Origin of the sequence: Acinetobacter terrae (assembly GCF_002135195.1) — a bacterium.
GTDB classification, from domain to species: Bacteria; Pseudomonadota; Gammaproteobacteria; order Pseudomonadales; family Moraxellaceae; genus Acinetobacter; species Acinetobacter terrae.
The window spans coordinates 21634-37425 of record NZ_NEGF01000006.1; the positions used below are offsets into that span (position 1 = coordinate 21634).

Annotated in this window: 17 protein-coding genes; 9 read left to right on the top strand and 8 right to left on the bottom strand. The window is 41.2% G+C overall.

Features of this window, described 5'->3' with window-relative positions:
- Positions 1 to 15 precede the first annotated feature (15 nt).
- Both B9T23_RS08240 and ubiG read right to left on the bottom strand, forming a co-directional pair.
- Positions 16 to 714, bottom strand: a complete 699-nt coding sequence (locus tag B9T23_RS08240) for an HAD family hydrolase (protein ID WP_086193758.1) — start codon at positions 712 to 714, stop codon at positions 16 to 18.
- Positions 714 to 1427, bottom strand: coding sequence for a bifunctional 2-polyprenyl-6-hydroxyphenol methylase/3-demethylubiquinol 3-O-methyltransferase UbiG (gene ubiG, locus B9T23_RS08245; RefSeq protein ID WP_067725310.1), 714 nt, complete (start codon positions 1425 to 1427; stop codon positions 714 to 716). Before ubiG ends, B9T23_RS08240 begins: the two co-directional genes overlap by 1 nt.
- Before the next feature lie 181 nt (positions 1428 to 1608).
- On the opposite strand from ubiG, the gene B9T23_RS08250 reads away from it, so the two are divergent.
- Positions 1609 to 2226 (top strand): thiol:disulfide interchange protein DsbA/DsbL, encoded by a 618-nt coding sequence (locus B9T23_RS08250; protein WP_086193759.1) that lies wholly within the window; start codon positions 1609 to 1611, stop codon positions 2224 to 2226.
- 59 nt (positions 2227 to 2285) lie between these two features.
- Here B9T23_RS08250 and B9T23_RS08255 read toward each other — a convergent pair whose 3' ends face one another.
- Positions 2286 to 2942, bottom strand: a complete 657-nt coding sequence (locus B9T23_RS08255) for a TetR family transcriptional regulator (protein ID WP_086193760.1) — start codon at positions 2940 to 2942, stop codon at positions 2286 to 2288.
- A 175-nt stretch (positions 2943 to 3117) separates the two neighbouring features.
- Here B9T23_RS08255 and B9T23_RS08260 point away from each other — a divergent pair, with 175 nt between their 5' ends.
- The 4 genes from B9T23_RS08260 to B9T23_RS08275 all read left to right on the top strand — a co-directional run bounded on the left by B9T23_RS08260 (position 3118) and on the right by B9T23_RS08275 (position 6607).
- Positions 3118 to 4140 (top strand): ferredoxin reductase, encoded by a 1023-nt coding sequence (locus B9T23_RS08260; RefSeq protein WP_086193761.1) that lies wholly within the window; start codon positions 3118 to 3120, stop codon positions 4138 to 4140.
- Between the two features lie 81 nt (positions 4141 to 4221).
- The gene (locus B9T23_RS08265) at positions 4222 to 5367 is read left to right on the top strand and encodes a fatty acid desaturase family protein (RefSeq protein WP_086193762.1); all 1146 of its coding nucleotides are present in this window, start codon (positions 4222 to 4224) and stop codon (positions 5365 to 5367) included.
- A 175-nt stretch (positions 5368 to 5542) separates the two neighbouring features.
- Positions 5543 to 6259, top strand: coding sequence for a ribonuclease PH (rph, locus tag B9T23_RS08270; protein WP_067725320.1), 717 nt, complete (start codon positions 5543 to 5545; stop codon positions 6257 to 6259).
- Between the two features lie 165 nt (positions 6260 to 6424).
- Positions 6425 to 6607 (top strand): ABZJ_00068 family colistin stress protein, encoded by a 183-nt coding sequence (locus tag B9T23_RS08275; RefSeq protein ID WP_086193763.1) that lies wholly within the window; start codon positions 6425 to 6427, stop codon positions 6605 to 6607.
- Here B9T23_RS08275 and nadC read toward each other — a convergent pair.
- The gene (nadC, locus tag B9T23_RS08280) at positions 6604 to 7449 is read right to left on the bottom strand and encodes a carboxylating nicotinate-nucleotide diphosphorylase (RefSeq protein WP_086193764.1); all 846 of its coding nucleotides are present in this window, start codon (positions 7447 to 7449) and stop codon (positions 6604 to 6606) included. The genes B9T23_RS08275 and nadC overlap by 4 nt on opposite strands.
- A gap of 176 nt (positions 7450 to 7625) precedes the next feature.
- Here nadC and ampD point away from each other — a divergent pair, with 176 nt between their 5' ends.
- Positions 7626 to 8201: a 1,6-anhydro-N-acetylmuramyl-L-alanine amidase AmpD gene (gene ampD / locus B9T23_RS08285; protein WP_086193765.1), complete on the top strand. Its 576-nt coding sequence runs from the start codon at positions 7626 to 7628 to the stop codon at positions 8199 to 8201.
- Positions 8202 to 8274: 73 nt separating this feature from the next.
- Positions 8275 to 9825, top strand: a complete 1551-nt coding sequence (gene murJ, locus B9T23_RS08290; protein WP_171263080.1) for a murein biosynthesis integral membrane protein MurJ — start codon at positions 8275 to 8277, stop codon at positions 9823 to 9825.
- A 186-nt stretch (positions 9826 to 10011) separates the two neighbouring features.
- Here the strand turns inward: murJ and B9T23_RS08295 are convergent, their stop codons facing one another.
- The gene (locus tag B9T23_RS08295) at positions 10012 to 10170 is read right to left on the bottom strand and encodes a DUF1328 domain-containing protein (protein ID WP_067725328.1); all 159 of its coding nucleotides are present in this window, start codon (positions 10168 to 10170) and stop codon (positions 10012 to 10014) included.
- A 193-nt stretch (positions 10171 to 10363) separates the two neighbouring features.
- Here B9T23_RS08295 and B9T23_RS08300 point away from each other — a divergent pair, with 193 nt between their 5' ends.
- Both B9T23_RS08300 and B9T23_RS08305 read left to right on the top strand, forming a co-directional pair.
- Complete coding sequence (locus tag B9T23_RS08300; RefSeq protein WP_086193767.1) at positions 10364 to 10816, top strand: YcgN family cysteine cluster protein; 453 nt, start codon at positions 10364 to 10366, stop codon at positions 10814 to 10816.
- A gap of 463 nt (positions 10817 to 11279) precedes the next feature.
- Positions 11280 to 12554: a replication-associated recombination protein A gene (locus B9T23_RS08305; protein ID WP_086193768.1), complete on the top strand. Its 1275-nt coding sequence runs from the start codon at positions 11280 to 11282 to the stop codon at positions 12552 to 12554.
- A gap of 259 nt (positions 12555 to 12813) precedes the next feature.
- On the opposite strand, the gene purC is transcribed toward B9T23_RS08305, so the two are convergent.
- From purC to dapA, 3 genes are read right to left on the bottom strand one after another with little or no spacing between them, the layout of a single operon-like run.
- The gene (gene purC / locus B9T23_RS08310) at positions 12814 to 13533 is read right to left on the bottom strand and encodes a phosphoribosylaminoimidazolesuccinocarboxamide synthase (RefSeq protein WP_067725336.1); all 720 of its coding nucleotides are present in this window, start codon (positions 13531 to 13533) and stop codon (positions 12814 to 12816) included.
- A gap of 36 nt (positions 13534 to 13569) precedes the next feature.
- Positions 13570 to 14175 (bottom strand): lipoprotein-34 precursor (NlpB), encoded by a 606-nt coding sequence (locus tag B9T23_RS08315; protein ID WP_086193769.1) that lies wholly within the window; start codon positions 14173 to 14175, stop codon positions 13570 to 13572.
- A gap of 13 nt (positions 14176 to 14188) precedes the next feature.
- On the bottom strand, positions 14189 to 15088 hold the full coding sequence (gene dapA / locus B9T23_RS08320) for a 4-hydroxy-tetrahydrodipicolinate synthase (RefSeq protein WP_086193770.1): 900 nt from the start codon (positions 15086 to 15088) through the stop codon (positions 14189 to 14191).
- Between the last annotated feature and the right edge of the window lie 704 nt (positions 15089 to 15792).

Here is a 15792-nt window from a genome sequence, read left to right on the forward strand (position 1 = left end):
TATATTGTTATGTCGTTATGAAATCAGAGAATTATTATGTTGCGTTGATGAGACCAACTGATTAATCACTTGATGTAATTCGGCAACTGTGTTGACTATACAATCAGCTTGCCATGCTGTTAAGTCATCTTTGTGTTGCAATGGTAAATAACCATAGCCCGCCAAGATAGTGTACATATTTGCGTTACGGCCGGCATCAATGTCACGCGGATGGTCGCCGACATAGATACAGTCTTCTGGCTGAATCTGAATGTGCTTGGCTGCCAGATACATCGGTTCAGGATCGGGTTTGGTTTTGCTGACATCTTCAGGGCAAACCAGAACCGCACAGCGCTCAGTCAAGTTCAGTGCTTTAAGCAAGGATTCGCTTAACCAACGTGGTTTATTGGTGACAATGCCCCAAGGAATATCCTGGCTTTCCAGTTCTTCAAGCAGGGGATACATGCCTTCGAACAGATCAGTATCCACGGCAATATCTTCACCATACAAGTCTAAAAAACGTTGTCTATGCGCAAGGAAAACTGGGTCTTCAACATCCAGTTCCGGATAGACCAGTTTTACCATGGCACGTGCGCCTTCAGACACTTGGGTACGAATCAAATCTGCAGCCACGATCTCGCATTGTTTATCGCGGCACATGTCTTGAATAATGCGAATAAAGTCGGCCGCGGTGTCAATCAGGGTGCCATCTAGGTCAAACAGTACAGCTTTCATTAGGCACCTTCTTTTACCGTATAAACCATGTAGTTCACATCCACATTCGGCGCCAGCCAATAACGTTTGGTAATCGGATTGAAATGTAAACCGGTCATATCTTTTAGTTTTAAACCCGCACTACGGATGTCATGCGCAAGTTCAGAAGGCTTGATGAATTTATGATAATCATGCGTGCCTTTAGCTAGCATACGTAACACATATTCCGCGCCAATAATCGCAAATAAATAAGATTTTGGATTACGGTTAATGGTCGAGAAGAACACATGGCCACCCGGTTTGACCAACTTTTGGCAAGCTAGAATAATCGATGCTGGATCGGGTACATGTTCCAGCATTTCCATGCAAGTGACCACGTCATATTGTCCGGCTTGTTCTTCAGCCAATTGTTCTACTGGAACCTGGCGATATTCAATATTTTCAACGCCTTCTTGTTCTGCATGGATACGTGCCACATTTAAGGGTGCTTCACCCATGTCGATACCCAAAACCTGGGCACCACGACGTGCCATGCTTTCAGACAGAATGCCGCCACCACAGCCGACATCGAGGACTTTTTTGCCGGCAATGCCACCTGAATGTTCATCAATCCAATTTAAGCGTAAAGGGTTAATTTGATGCAGTGGACGGAACTCAGAATGCTGATCCCACCATATGGCTGCGAATGCTTCAAATTTGGCAATTTCTTGTGGATCAACATTCAATTGCGACATCGGTACCACCTCAATCAAGTCGTTATATTTTAAAAAAAGTTATAGGGGCTTAGTGTAGCGTTTATTCTCAAAAAAGCGATAAAAGCCTTAAAAAAGTTCACAGAATGAAAACGAATTCGGCATAATTGATTTATAGTAATCGCATAAATTAATCATAACGATTTAGAGGACAATAAGTTCAATGAAAAAATTCCTTTTAGGTAGTCTTGCTACTGCTGTTTTTGCCTTTTCAGGCACGGCAATGGCTGCCAATTTTGTCGCGGGTAAAGATTACACCGTGGTTGCCAACCCGGGCAAAGTTGAAGTTCCTGGCAAAGTTGAAGTACGTGAGTTCTTTTGGTACGGCTGCCCCCACTGCTTTAAATTAGAGCCACATATGCAAGCTTGGCTCAGAAAAATTCCTAAAGATGTCAACTTTGTGCGTACACCTGCTGCGATGAATCCAGTCTGGGAGCAAGGTGCTCGCGGTTATTATGTGTCTGAAGCATTAGGCGTTCGCAAGAGAACTCACTTGCCTTTATTCCATGCGATTCATGCGGGTGGTCAACAGATTTTTGACCAAAAATCACAAGCTAAATTCTTTGTGAAATATGGCGTACCTGAAGCAAAATTCAACAGCATGTTTAATTCATTCGCGATTACTTCAAAAGTAGCGCAATCTAAGAAATTGGCACAGCAATATCAATTGAGCGGTGTTCCTGCAGTGGTTGTGAATGGTAAATATGTAGTTCAAGGTGAAGATGCTAAAGTGACTCAAGTGGTGAGCTACCTGGTGGAAAAAGAACGTAAAGCGAAATAAGTTTTATGCGCTAAAAAACCCGTTCATTGCGGGTTTTTTTACGTTTTATTTTTAGTGAATTACTCAGTGATTGTCTTTGAAGTATCCCAGTTCGAGATACCACGAAAAATCACATGCACCTGAGTCATGGTTTGTAATTTAAATTGTTTTTGTTGTTCTAAACGTTCTTCGGCTTGATAGTGACGATTGATGTCCATCCAGGTCATCGCCCAGGTAAAGGATAAATTAATTAAAATATTAGAAATCACCTGCAGGTATTGTACATTGCGGATGTGCTGTACAGTTTCCATTTTGCATAAATCATTGGCCAAGTCTTCAATTAAAAAATTAATTTCCCGTGCAATGGCCTGACGAATTACTTCTGATCCACCCCAGCGTTCGGCAATCATAAATACCCAAGGTTCAGGATTATGCTCAACCGCCTGGAAAAACAGGTCTAGGCTGATTTTCGCTTTGGTGTTGGGTTGATAGATATAGGCTTGTCCAAGTTGATGCAAAATGCCTTTTAAATGCAGGGCAACTTGATCGACCAATTCCAGTCCAAGCTCATTCATGTCTTGAAAATGGCGATAAAACGCAGTAGGTACCAGCCCTACATGACGAGCAATTTCACGCAAACTGATACTACTAAAAGAACGTCCAGACGTGCTTAAAGCAAGCGCGGCATCCAAAAGTGCTTGGCGGCTTTGTTGTTTACGCTCATCCCGTATCGACATTCGACTACCCTAAAAAAATTCTGCATGAAGTCTATCAAAAAAAAACAAATTAAACGACGAATGTCAGTGAACATGTGTTGACTGAATTAAAAAATAATTATAGTGTACAAGTGTTCACTGTAAGAACACTTGTACACTCAAATAAATAACCAGCAATAAAAAAGAGGAACCTCATATGAGTCATGTGATGCAGTACCAACCGCAATGGATCCGAGAAGATTTCGTCGATTTTATTGCTGAAAAAGTGAATCCAGTTTGGGCATGGAAAAAAGTGAAAGCCAGTATTGTTGAGCTAAACATGCTGAGTGAAGACTTTTATCAAATTCAGCTTCAGCCAAATCATAACTTTCATACAAAAGCGTTTCGTGCTGGACAAAGTATTTTAGTGACTTTAGTGATTGCAGGTGTTCGTCAGCAACGTAATTATTCGATTGTGAAAATCACCGAGACTGGCAACATCGTGATTGCAGTGAAACGTCAGGGTAAAGTATCCAATGCCTTAACCCATTTGGCAGTGGGCAGCGTGGTGGAAATCTCTCAAGTTCAGGGCGATTTCACATTAACGTCATCTCAAGATTCTATTCTATTACTGGCTTCAGGTAGTGGCATCACAGCGATTTATTCGCTATTACAACAGGCACTCAGTCAAAACCTGAGTCAAATTGATCTGCTGTATTTTACCCGTGATGACGCTTTTCATACCGAATTACAGCAATTGTCAGAACAATATTCACAGTTTCAGTATCACCATTTCAATACACTTGTACAGAAACAACATCTAAGTGTAGAACTGCTTGAAAGTACAGTTGCGGATTTCGGGCAACGCCAGAGTTATGCCTGTGGTGCCAAAGGCATGATGCAAAGCCTGAATCAGATTTATCAACAGCTGGGTATTGCTAATCAATTAAAACAGGAATATTTTCAGATAGTTGTGGATGAAAAAGCAGCAGTGCAACCGGTGGTATTTTTACGTGCACAACAAGAGTTTGAAGCAAAAACCAATTTACTTGAAAGCGCTGAACAGGCAGGTTTGAAGCCGGCACATGGTTGTCGTATGGGGATTTGCAATACCTGTACCTGTACTAAAGTCAGCGGCTCAACCAAAAACTTACTTACCGGTGAAATTGACCACGATAGCAATACCCAAATTAAGTTGTGTATTAGCCAAGCCGTCAGTCCGGTCGTGATCAACCTTTAAATACAATAATTTTAGGGCATTTAAGCGACTTCTCGCACTTTGTACAAAAGCAGTGCCTGATTCCCGCTTCGGAGAAAAACAATGAATATGTCAGTTAAGTTTCCAGAAAATAGTAAATCAAGACATTTGAGTGCTGAACAAATTGCTGAATTAGGGCAAAAAATCGATGCGATCCGCCGTGACATTATGGACAGCATTGGCGAGCAAGATGCCAAATACATTTATAAAATTCGTGATTTTGTCCGTTATAGCGAAATTGCGTCACGCGGAATGTTGATGTTCGGCGGCTGGATTCCACCGGTGTGGTTAGCGGGTACCGGTTTGTTGGGGCTGTCCAAAATCGTGGAAAATATGGAATTAGGCCATAACGTGATGCATGGTCAGTTTGACTGGCTCAATGACCCGAATCTGAATGGTGCCAATTATGACTGGGATACCATGTCGACTGGGGATGACTGGAAATATACGCACAACTATATTCACCATACTTATACCAATATTGTCGGCAAAGACCATGATGTCGGTTATGGCCTGATTCGTGTCAGTGAGTCACAAAAATGGGAACCGCGTTTTTTATTCAATATTCCTTTAACCATTCAGCTAATGGTGTTTTTTGAATGGTATGTGGGCTTACAAAATTTACATTTAGAAGATGCGATTGTCTATAAAACCAAAACCTGGAAAGAGGTTTGGATCGAGTCAGCGAAATTCCGTAAAAAAGCGGTACGTCAGGTAGCCAAAGATTATGTATTTTTCCCATTAATTGCCGGTCCAAATGCCATCCCGGTATTTACCGGCAATGCTGTAGCGAATGTGATTCGTAGTCTATGGGCATCAGCGGTCATTTTTAATGGTCACTTCACTGAAGATGCAGAAACCTTTGAACTGGACAATACTGAAAATGAAACCCGTGCGGAATGGTATTTACGCCAAATTCGCGGATCGAGTAATTTTACTGGCACAGAATGGTTGCATATTTTAAGTGGTAATTTGAGTCATCAAATTGAACACCATTTATTCCCGGATATGCCTGCTAATCGTTATGCAGAAGCTGCACCGAAAATTCGTGCCTTATGCGCAGAGTATGGAATTAACTATAATGAAGCCAGTTTCATGAAACAGTTTGGCAGTGTTTGGGTACGTTTAGCCAAATGTTCATTACCAAACTCTTGGACTGCCTCGGTTGTGCAATCCAAACAAAAGTTAAAAACATTATTTCGCTTTTAAAGTGAAATAGAGAGGGATTTTGAGGTCGTGCATAATGGGTGTTTCATTCAACTGATGGCTAAATAAAAGCAGCATGATTTTATGGTTTTTGCCAATGGACAATGTCCCGGCAAAACCTTCTAGCTTGCTTCTGTTATACTAAGCCGCAATGAATTTTAGCCAAAGAGAACCCATTATGCGTATCGACCAACGTACTTTAGATCAATTACGTGACGTAAAAATTACCCGTAACTATACGCGTTATGCGGAAGGTTCAGTATTGATTGAATTTGGTCATACTAAAGTTCTTTGTACTGCAAGTATTGATAATTCGGTGCCACGTTTCCTTAAAGGCAAGGGACAAGGCTGGGTAACCGCTGAATACGGTATGTTGCCACGTTCAACCCATACCCGTAGTGACCGTGAAGCTGCCCGTGGTAAACAAAGTGGCCGTACTCAAGAGATTCAGCGTCTGATTGGTCGTAGCTTACGTGCCATGGTGGATTTGAAAAAACTGGGTGAAAACACCATTACAATTGACTGTGATGTGATTCAAGCAGATGGCGGTACACGTACCGCATCTATTACCGGTGCAGCCGTAGCTCTTATTGATGCGATGAATGTATTGCTAGAGAAAAAGAAAATCAAGCAAGATCCACTGAAAGGCTTGGTGGCTGCGATTTCTGTAGGTATGTACCAAGACGAAGCGTTGTTGGATCTTTGTTATGAAGAAGATTCAAGCTGTCAAACTGACTTAAATGTGGTGATGACACAAGCAGGTGAGTTTATTGAAGTGCAAGGTACTGCTGAAGAAAAACCATTTACTCGTGCACAATGTAACGAGATGCTTGAATTGGCGGAAAAAGGCATTCAAGAATTGATTAAAAAACAACAGGAAGCTTTAGGCTGGTAAGTTGTTTATTTGAAAATAAAAAAACGCATCTTAAGGTGCGTTTTTTTATGGATTAGTCAAAAGCTTGATACAAAAATGCTGCAATTTCCGCCCCTTTTGAAACGCAGGCTTAAGATCCAGTTCATATTCAGTGGCTAGACTGATGCTTATTTACAGGAGCATCAGATGTTAAATATCATCATCTTGGTTGTATCCGTGGTAACTCTGGCACTGATGACCAGTGATCCAAGGGTTTCAGAACAAGAATCGATCCAATCCGCTTGGCAACAGAACACACCATCCAGTGAAATTCAGGATTCAACCTCTAAACAAAAATCTAAACCGCAAAATGATACTGAGCAGACTTAAGCATTAAAGCGCATAGATAAATCAATCGCTTTGACATCCTTGGTTAAAACCCCCATCGAAATATAGTCGACACCAGACGTGGCTACTTCACGTAAATTTTCAATGGTGATGTTGCCCGAAGCTTCCAATTTGCAACGACCGGCAACATGCTTAACCGCATCAATCATTTGTTGTTGACTGAAATTATCCAGCATCACGATATCGGCATTGGCTTCTAGGGCTTGATTCAGTTCATCCCAAGTTTCTACTTCAACTTCCACAGGCTTACCCGGTGCAATGTTGTGTGCTTTGGCAATTGCTTGCGCAATACCGCCCGCTGCCATAATGTGGTTTTCTTTAATCAAAAAGGCATCAAACAAACCGAGACGATGGTTTTGCCCCCCCCCAATGGCGACAGCATATTTTTGCGCAATACGTAAGCCGGGAAGGGTTTTACGGGTATCTAGCAATTTGGTATTTAAACCTTCTAATTGTTTGACATATTCAGCTGTTTTAGTGGCTACCGCAGACAGTGTTTGTACAAAATTCAGCGCAGGACGTTCAACCGTGAGTAAGCTACGTGCCGAACCGGCTAATTTCAAAAAGGCTTCATTGCCTTGTACGCGCTCGCCATCATTTTTAAGCCATGTCACTTGCACATTGGCATCATAAGCTTGAATGAGTGCATTGACCCAAGGCTGACCAGCAAGCACCATGTCTTCACGGCTAATGATGGTTGCAGTGGCTTGCTCATCTTCAGGGGTCAATAAAGCGGTGATATCACCCTCGCCAATATCTTCTTGTAAAGCCTGTTGAATATTGATCTGGATTGCGTGTTCCAACAAAGATTGAGATATGCTCATTAGAATTCCGTATCTTTTTTAACCCATGGAAATTGCGCGTTATATTAGCATTGTTCATTTAAAAGAAATGTTTTTTCAACGCATTTTTATCTTTGGAATTTGAGATTTTAAGCTTAAAGTTTTAGGATTGCGCTAAAATCATCTACTTACGCGAAAATAAGACTCAGGATAGGAATATGCAACAGGCACCGTCTTTTCAGGTCATCGATGGTCAGTTAATCGGTGCAAGGCAAGTACCATCCCCGAACTATAATCAACGTCCCGAACACGCCGAAATTCAGTTGGTGGTGGTGCATAATATCAGTTTGCCCCCCTCACAATTTGGTGGCGGCTATATTGAACAGTTTTTTCAAAATCAGCTGGATTGGTCAAAGCATCCTTATTTTCAGAGCATTGAAGGCATGCAGGTTTCGACACATCTGTTAATTTTGCGCACTGGCGAAGTTTTGCAATTCGTGAATTTCAATGATCGCGCCTGGCATGCAGGACGTTCGAGCTATTTAGCTAAAAAAGAATGTAACGATTATTCGATTGGCATTGAGCTTGAAGGCAGCGATGACCAGCCTTTTGAAGAGGTGCAATACAGCCTGTTGGCAGAAGTGATTGCAACATTACAGGCAACCTATCCGAAGATATTACAACATTTGGCCGGGCACTCAGATATTGCCCCAGGACGTAAAACTGATCCGGGTCCATTTTTTGATTGGCCGAAAACCAGAGCATTAATCCAACAATGCAAAGCAGATCAATAGCTGTTCGACTTTATGATTTAACAACGAAATTCCTGTGGAGTTTCTTTACAATAGCGACTTATTTTAAGACTAGGTGGAAACGATGGCGCTGTGGCGGTCGACCTTTATTGTCAGTGCAATGACCATGTTGTCTCGGGTTTTGGGTTTAGTCCGAGATGTGGTTTTGCTGAATGTGTTTGGTGCAGGTAAAGATTTCGATACCTTTGTGGTTGCCTTTCGTATCCCGAACTTCTTTCGGCGGCTGTTTGCCGAAGGGGCATTTTCACAAGCTTTTATTCCAGTTTTAACCGAATATAAAACCACGAAAACGCATGCTGAAGTTCAAATTCTGATTAGTCGGGTATTTGGTTGTCTCGCAACCTTTATGACCCTGCTAACTTTTATTGCGATGGTTGCTGCCCCTGCAATTATGTATATCTATGCACCGGGTTTTCATAGTGATCCGGAAAAATTTGCTTTAGCCACGGATATGTTCCGTCTGACGATTCCATATTTGTTATTTATGTCGCTGACTGCTTTTGCGAGCAGTATCTTAAACAGTTATGGTTCATTTTCGACCCCTGCCTTTGCGCCAGTTTTACTGAATGTCACCATGATTGCAGGGGCATGGTGGTTAACGCCATATATGGCTGAACCGATTATGGCCTTGGGTTGGGCGGTCGTGGTTGCAGGGGTATTGCAACTGGCCATTCAAATCCCGGAGCTATGGCGTAAAAATCTGCTGATTCCACCTAAAGTTGATTTTAAACATGAAGGTGTGGATCGCATAATGAAACTGATGCTGCCTGCACTCTTTGGCGTTTCGGTGACGCAAATCAATTTGCTGCTGAACACCATCTGGGCATCCTTCATGCAAGACGGTTCAGTGTCATGGCTATACAGTGCCGAGCGTATGACTGAATTACCTTTAGGTTTAATTGGTGTTGCGATTGGTACGGTTATCCTGCCATCGCTTTCTATGCGTCATGCCGAGCAAGATAAAACGAAGTTCCGTGGCATGATCGACTGGGCGGCCAAAGTAATTATGCTGGTCGGTATTCCCGCCAGTATTGCCTTGTTCATGCTATCGACTCCAATCATTCAAGCACTATTCCAACGCGGGCAATTCACCCTTGAAGATACTCAAATGACGGCATTGGCTTTGCAATGTATGAGTGCAGGGGTGATTTCCTTTATGTTGATTAAAGTCTTTGCTCCAGGTTTCTATGCGCAACAAGATACCCGAACACCAGTTCGTGTAGGCTTAATGGCTGTTGCAGCCAATGCGATTTTAAACGTGATCTTTATTGGCTTCTTTAAATTGATTCATTGGGAAGCAGAACATATGGCATTGGCCTTGGCATCTTCAGGTTCTGCACTGGTGAATGCCGGGATGCTGTATTTTTATCTGCACCAACGCAATATTTTTCGTTTTGGGGCGCACTGGAAAAAACTTTTCCTACAGTTTGCCATTGCCAATGCAATCATGATCGCTGCACTTTGGTATGCCTTAACTTGGTATAACGGCGATGTTTCGCAATGGATTCGTGTTTTCGAAGTAATCGGACTTTGTGTGGTGGGCGTTTTAGCTTATGCGATTGGTCTGCTCGTAACCGGGTTTAGACCACGTCATTTAAGACCATAAGGAATAGATAAAGAATCTATCCTTTATCCTGAAAGAGTGACCTGAATTAAATGGGTGAAAATTACTTTAATTTTGCTCAATTTAATTCAGGTTTTTTTATGATGCAAGAGCTGAATTTTTAATATGAAAAAAGAGCCTAAATAGGCTCTTTTGACGAGATTTAATATGTTTTTTAAACATGAGGAATTATATTTTTCCTCGGGAAAGGAAGCCGACGATTGCTAAAATAACCGCAACGACGAGTAAGATAATTGCAAAATCTTTAGATAAACCTGCGACACCAGCGAAACCTAGTAGACTGGCTATAAGTGCAATCACTGCAAAAATAATCGCCCAACGAAACATAAGCTTTCTCCATGTGTTGTTGTTTTCAAAGTAGATTCAGTATAGGGCGTAGAAATTCCTAAAAGTGTTATGCTTGTGTTTAAAAAATGTTCACTTTGACAGTAAATATATGATTCAAAGTAAAAATAACATCCATACATTGTGAACTTGAACACGTTATAATAATGCCTAACTTCTCCTTCTTTTTAGTTTTATGACTGAACAATTACGTCCGGAATTTTGGAAAAAATATCCTTTAGCGGAACTGAATCCCACCGAGTGGGAGGCACTTTGTGATGGCTGTGGTTTATGTTGTCTGATCAAACTGGAAGATGAAGAACTCGGCGAAGTGGCCTATACCAAAGTGTCGTGCAAACTTTTAGATTGTAAAACAGCGCGTTGTAGCAATTATGCACAGCGTCTTGACTATGTTCCTGATTGTATTCAACTGACGCCTGAAAAATTAGCCACGATTCACTGGTTACCACCAAGTTGCGCTTACCGCCGCTTAAAAGAAGGCAAGAAATTACCGTCTTGGCATTATTTAAATACCGGTACACGTGAGAGTGTGATTAAAGCGAAAAAGTCGGCAGCAGGGCGCTGTATTTCAGAAGTCGAAGTCAATGAAGATGATCTTGAAGAATATATTGTCCGTTGGGTGCGTTAATCTAATCGGCTTAATAATAAGTTGCGGTAATTGATCTAATACATTTTGAAGAATTAAATTTTTTGTATTTAATTGAGCATTATTGGCTTGAGTGGTGTGATCTGGCTTAATTTTAAAATTCTGTATAAGCGGTACTGGCTTGTTTTTGAAAATATATTTCATGCAGCTCACCCATTAAAAACGACCAAAATGTCAAAAAGCGTCATGCATTTCACGCAATGATTATGTACTTCATAAATAAGAAGTGGAATTATTAAGCATATTTTTCTTAATTTTGATTATCACAGTAAATCTACTTAGTTCTATTTAAAAGTAAATTCAGACAACAGACACAATAATGATCAATAATATTGCCCATTCTTTTAAAAAACAGTATGATTTTTTTGTAAAACATTTCAATTGAAATACGCGATATTAAAATTACATAGTAGACTTGTTTTAAGCACACTCAAGAAATAACAAGATGTCAGATAGTCATATTCCACTTCCTGAACGGCTTCGTCCGCGTGATTTATCAGAAATTATTGGTCAAGATCATTTATTAGGTGATCAGGCACCGTTACGCCAAATGATTGATCAAGGGCATTTACCCTCGATTATTTTTTGGGGACCGCCGGGAGTCGGGAAAACCACCATTGCTTTGCTGCTTGCGCAGGCGGTTGATCGAACTTTTGTCAGTTTATCTGCCTTGAATACAGGCGTGAAAGAACTCCGTGAAATCATTGCTGAAAGTGGGGATTTACTCAAACCTGTGGTGTTTATTGATGAAATTCACCGTTTTAATAAGTCACAACAAGATGCCTTATTGAATGCAGTGGAAAAAGGCAAAATCACGCTGATTGGTGCAACCACAGAAAACCCTTCTTTTGAAGTGAATAGTGCGTTGTTATCACGTTGTCAGGTGTATAGCCTGAATGCTTTAGATGCCGATGCGATTCAGACCTTATTGAATCAAGCACTGCAAAATGATGCTTTTTTAAAAGAACGCTCTATTCAAATTGAAGAATATGAAGCACTAATTCAATTTGCTGCGGGAGATGCGCGTAAGGCACTTAACCTACTCGATCTCATCACCAGCACCTTTGAACCAGAACTTGAAAATGTCATTACCAATGCCATTGTGGTGAAAGTTGCGCAGCAAAATATTGCCCGCTATGATAAATCCGGTGAGCAGCATTATGATCTGGTTTCTGCTTTTATTAAGTCGATTCGCGGTAGTGATCCGGATGCGACATTATATTGGATGGCACGCATGCTCAAAGGTGGCGAAGATCCGGTCTTTATTGCACGTCGTATGCTGATCGCCGCTTCTGAAGATATTGGTAACTCGAACCCGAATGCACTGCTTCTTGCAGGAGAATGTTTCCGTTCGGTACAAGCTGTGGGCATGCCGGAATGCCGGATTATTTTGGGGCAGTGTGCCGTGTATTTGGCAACCAGTGCCAAAAGTAACAGTACCTATTTAGCCATTAATAAGGCTTTAGATTTAGCTGAAAAAACTGCGAATTTACCCGTGCCCTTGCATCTACGCAATGCACCGACCAAATTGATGAAAGAGCAGGGTTATGGCGTGGATTATCTCTATCCTCACAATTATCCTGAGCATTTTGTCTTGCAAGAATATTTGCCGCCTGAATTGAAAGGCACCAAGTTGTATGAGTCTGCGCGGAATAAACGTGAAGTGGAAGGTGAAAAACTTCAGCAACGTCGCTGGCAGCAGGAACAACAGCAGCAATAAAAAAAAGCCCAACTCAGAGCGAGTTGGGCGGAAAATAGGATGTCTTAGGGGAGATACATCCTAGAGGGTAAACAGGAATCTGCTCGGCAAGGCATCAGAGGAAGATTCAATTCCGATGTTGCTTGGTATACAAATTATATTACGGGCTTAACTTAACAATGTAAAAACGATCATTTTTATTAGTAACATTTATTTTTACGATTTAATGGAACATAAAAAACCGAGCCATCAGGCTCGGTTTTTTGAATCAGCGTACTGATTAGATATCAGAAAGATCAATACCTAAACGTGTAGCTACTTCTTCATAAGCTTCAACAACGCCGCCTAAACCTTGACGGAAACGGTCTTTGTCGAGTTTTTTCTTGGTGTCTTTGTCCCATAGACGGCAACCGTCTGGAGAGAATTCATCACCAAGAACAATACGGTCGTGGAACACACCAAATTCAAGTTTGAAGTCAACAAGCAGCATGTTGCCTTTGTCGAACAAATCTTTAAGTACGCCGTTTACTTTATAAGTCAGTACTTTCATTTGTTCAAGTTGTTCAGCAGTCGCCCAACCCAAAGCAATCGCTTGAGATTCGTTGACCATTGGATCGCCAAGAGCATCGTCTTTGAAGAACAATTCGAAAGTAGGCGGAACAAGCTCTTTACCTTCTTCCACGCCTAAACGACGGCACAAGCTACCTGCTGCGTAGTTACGAATCACACATTCAACAGGAACCATTTTCAATTTTTTCACTAAAACTTCAGTCGGAGAAAGAAGTTTTTCAAAGTGAGTTTCAATGCCAGCAGCAGCCAATTTTTCCATGATGAAGGCGTTAAAACGGTTGTTCACCTTGCCTTTACGATCCAGCTGTTCGATTTTTTCGCCGTTAAATGCAGATGCATCGTCACGGAAGACTAGGATTAGGTGATCTGCACTGTCTGTTTCATAAACAGATTTCGCTTTACCAGTATAGAGCAAGGTTTGTTTCAACATGGGGGAACCTTTTTCAAAAAAAAATGCCTAGTACGACTAGGCTGGCCAATTTTGGTAAATCTGGGTTAACAGTTCTGCAGCTTTTTCTTGGTCTGCAAAGCTATTATCGGCATTGAACACAGCTATGTTGTTGCTTGTTCCTACAGACGTCAGTCTTAATACATAGATCTGTTGATCGACCTTAATAGTTACTTCGTAACGATTTTTACTTTGACCAACAATGGTATGGTTAAGGCTGCTGAGGGTAGCAAGTGTGTACTGCCAAATTGTAGCAGAATTTCCATCAATTTTGAGCAATGGATTTTGATTTCCATCACGTACTAATTGTGGACGACTGACATTTGTGCTGTCATCTTGGCTATCTGTTGGCGCATTTGCCTGAGCTTTGTCAGGGCGAGGTAGAGCAAAACGGTTGCCACGTTTATTTTCAAGCTGAGGCGCATGTTCAATTGCAAGTGGGTCAACCATCGGAGACGGATACAATGGCGTTGCAGGTCGAACCATTGAGCCTTCAGGATATTTCAGGGGTTCAAGGGTTGCAGTATTTTTATAATCCAGTGAACCATTGCTGATTCCCATTGAACTACAACCCACTAAACTGAATGCTGAAAGTGCAAGGGTTAAACCAAAACGTAATTGCATAGTGTTGTGCTCTTTATTTAATGACACCAGAAGCGCTCAGTGCTTCACGCAACGGTGTACGATATTGTTCTGCAAGAGGAGTTAATGGTAAGCGAATACCGGTACCAATTAATCCCATTTCATGAAGTGCCCATTTCACAGGAATTGGGTTGGATTCACAAAATAGAATATTGTGTAAATTTGCAACTTTATTATTTAAAACTTCAGCGCGTTCTGCATCACCTGCAAGTGCAGCAGCACACATCTGGCTCATTTCTTTCGGTGCCACATTGGCAGTCACAGAAATGTTGCCTTTTGCACCGAAGCCCATCAACTGGTATGCAGTGGCATCATCACCAGAGTAAACGGTCATGTCTTTACCGCGTAATCCTTCAATCAGCGCTTGACCACGAGGTACATCACCGGTTGCGTCTTTAATCCCAATAATTTGCGGGATGTCGGCAAGGCGAATCACCGTTTCATTTAACATGTCGACGCCAGTACGACCCGGTACATTATAAAGAATTTGTGGTAAATCAACGGCTTCAGCAATAGCTTTATAATGCTGATATAAGCCTTCTTGTGTAGGTTTGTTGTAATAAGGCGTGACCAGGAGCGCTGCATCGGCCCCCAGTTCTTTGGCTTCTTTGGTGAGTTCGATCGCTTCATGGGTCGAGTTCGCACCCGTACCTGCAATCACAGGAATACGTTTGTTGGCTACACGAATGATTTCGGCGATGACTTTGGTGTGTTCTGCCATGCTTAAGGTTGAAGCTTCACCAGTTGTGCCTACAGCAACAATACTATTGGTACCTTGTGCTATATGCCACTCAACGAGCTTTTCTAGACCCTTCCAATCTACGCTGCCATCTTCAAACATCGGAGTGACGATTGCGACAATTGAACCTTGGATGATCTGTGCTTGCTGAGTCATTTTGAAAAAATATCCTATTTGTCCATCCGGCTGAGGTAGAAAAACATAAATTTGGATGGGTGCGTATTTTGATTTATAGCAATTTCACTACGATTGAGCGTAATTGAATAATGCTTATGCAAATTATGAACGAACAAACGATGAAGAACAATATGCTTTAGTCAAACCATATAAAAACTTTATGAAAAGCAATGGAAAAATTTACTGAACAATACAAAAGTCAGGTTTTTTTAAATCTGACTCCACTAAAATTTTAATCAGCATCATTATAAGTGTCAGGTTGGTGTAGTTCAAAAGTGCCGCTAAAGCTGTCATAAAAGTGCTTTAAAGCCAACAACATCGGCAATTCCGGGTAAAAACATCAGGATTTAAGATTTAATAAAGATGAGCATAGACTTAAAAGCTATATAAACTAAGAGTTTAAATGATAAAAATCATCATCAAAAACTTGAGGAATAATCAGTTAAAACTATTAATCTATTTTTACCATTTTCGCGCAGGATGATTTTCAGAATTAAAATCCTGATTGTCGTGTTAAATTTTTTGTGCTGATTAATCGCGATTAAGTGTTTTTGCGACTATGCGTTATTGGGTTTAAAAGCGTTAAATATCCATTATTTTTGTTCATAAACTAGAGATTGTTCAACTTATTGGTAGTTATTTGTATTTCCAGACTCATAGATGATGGAGTTCTATTTTGGACA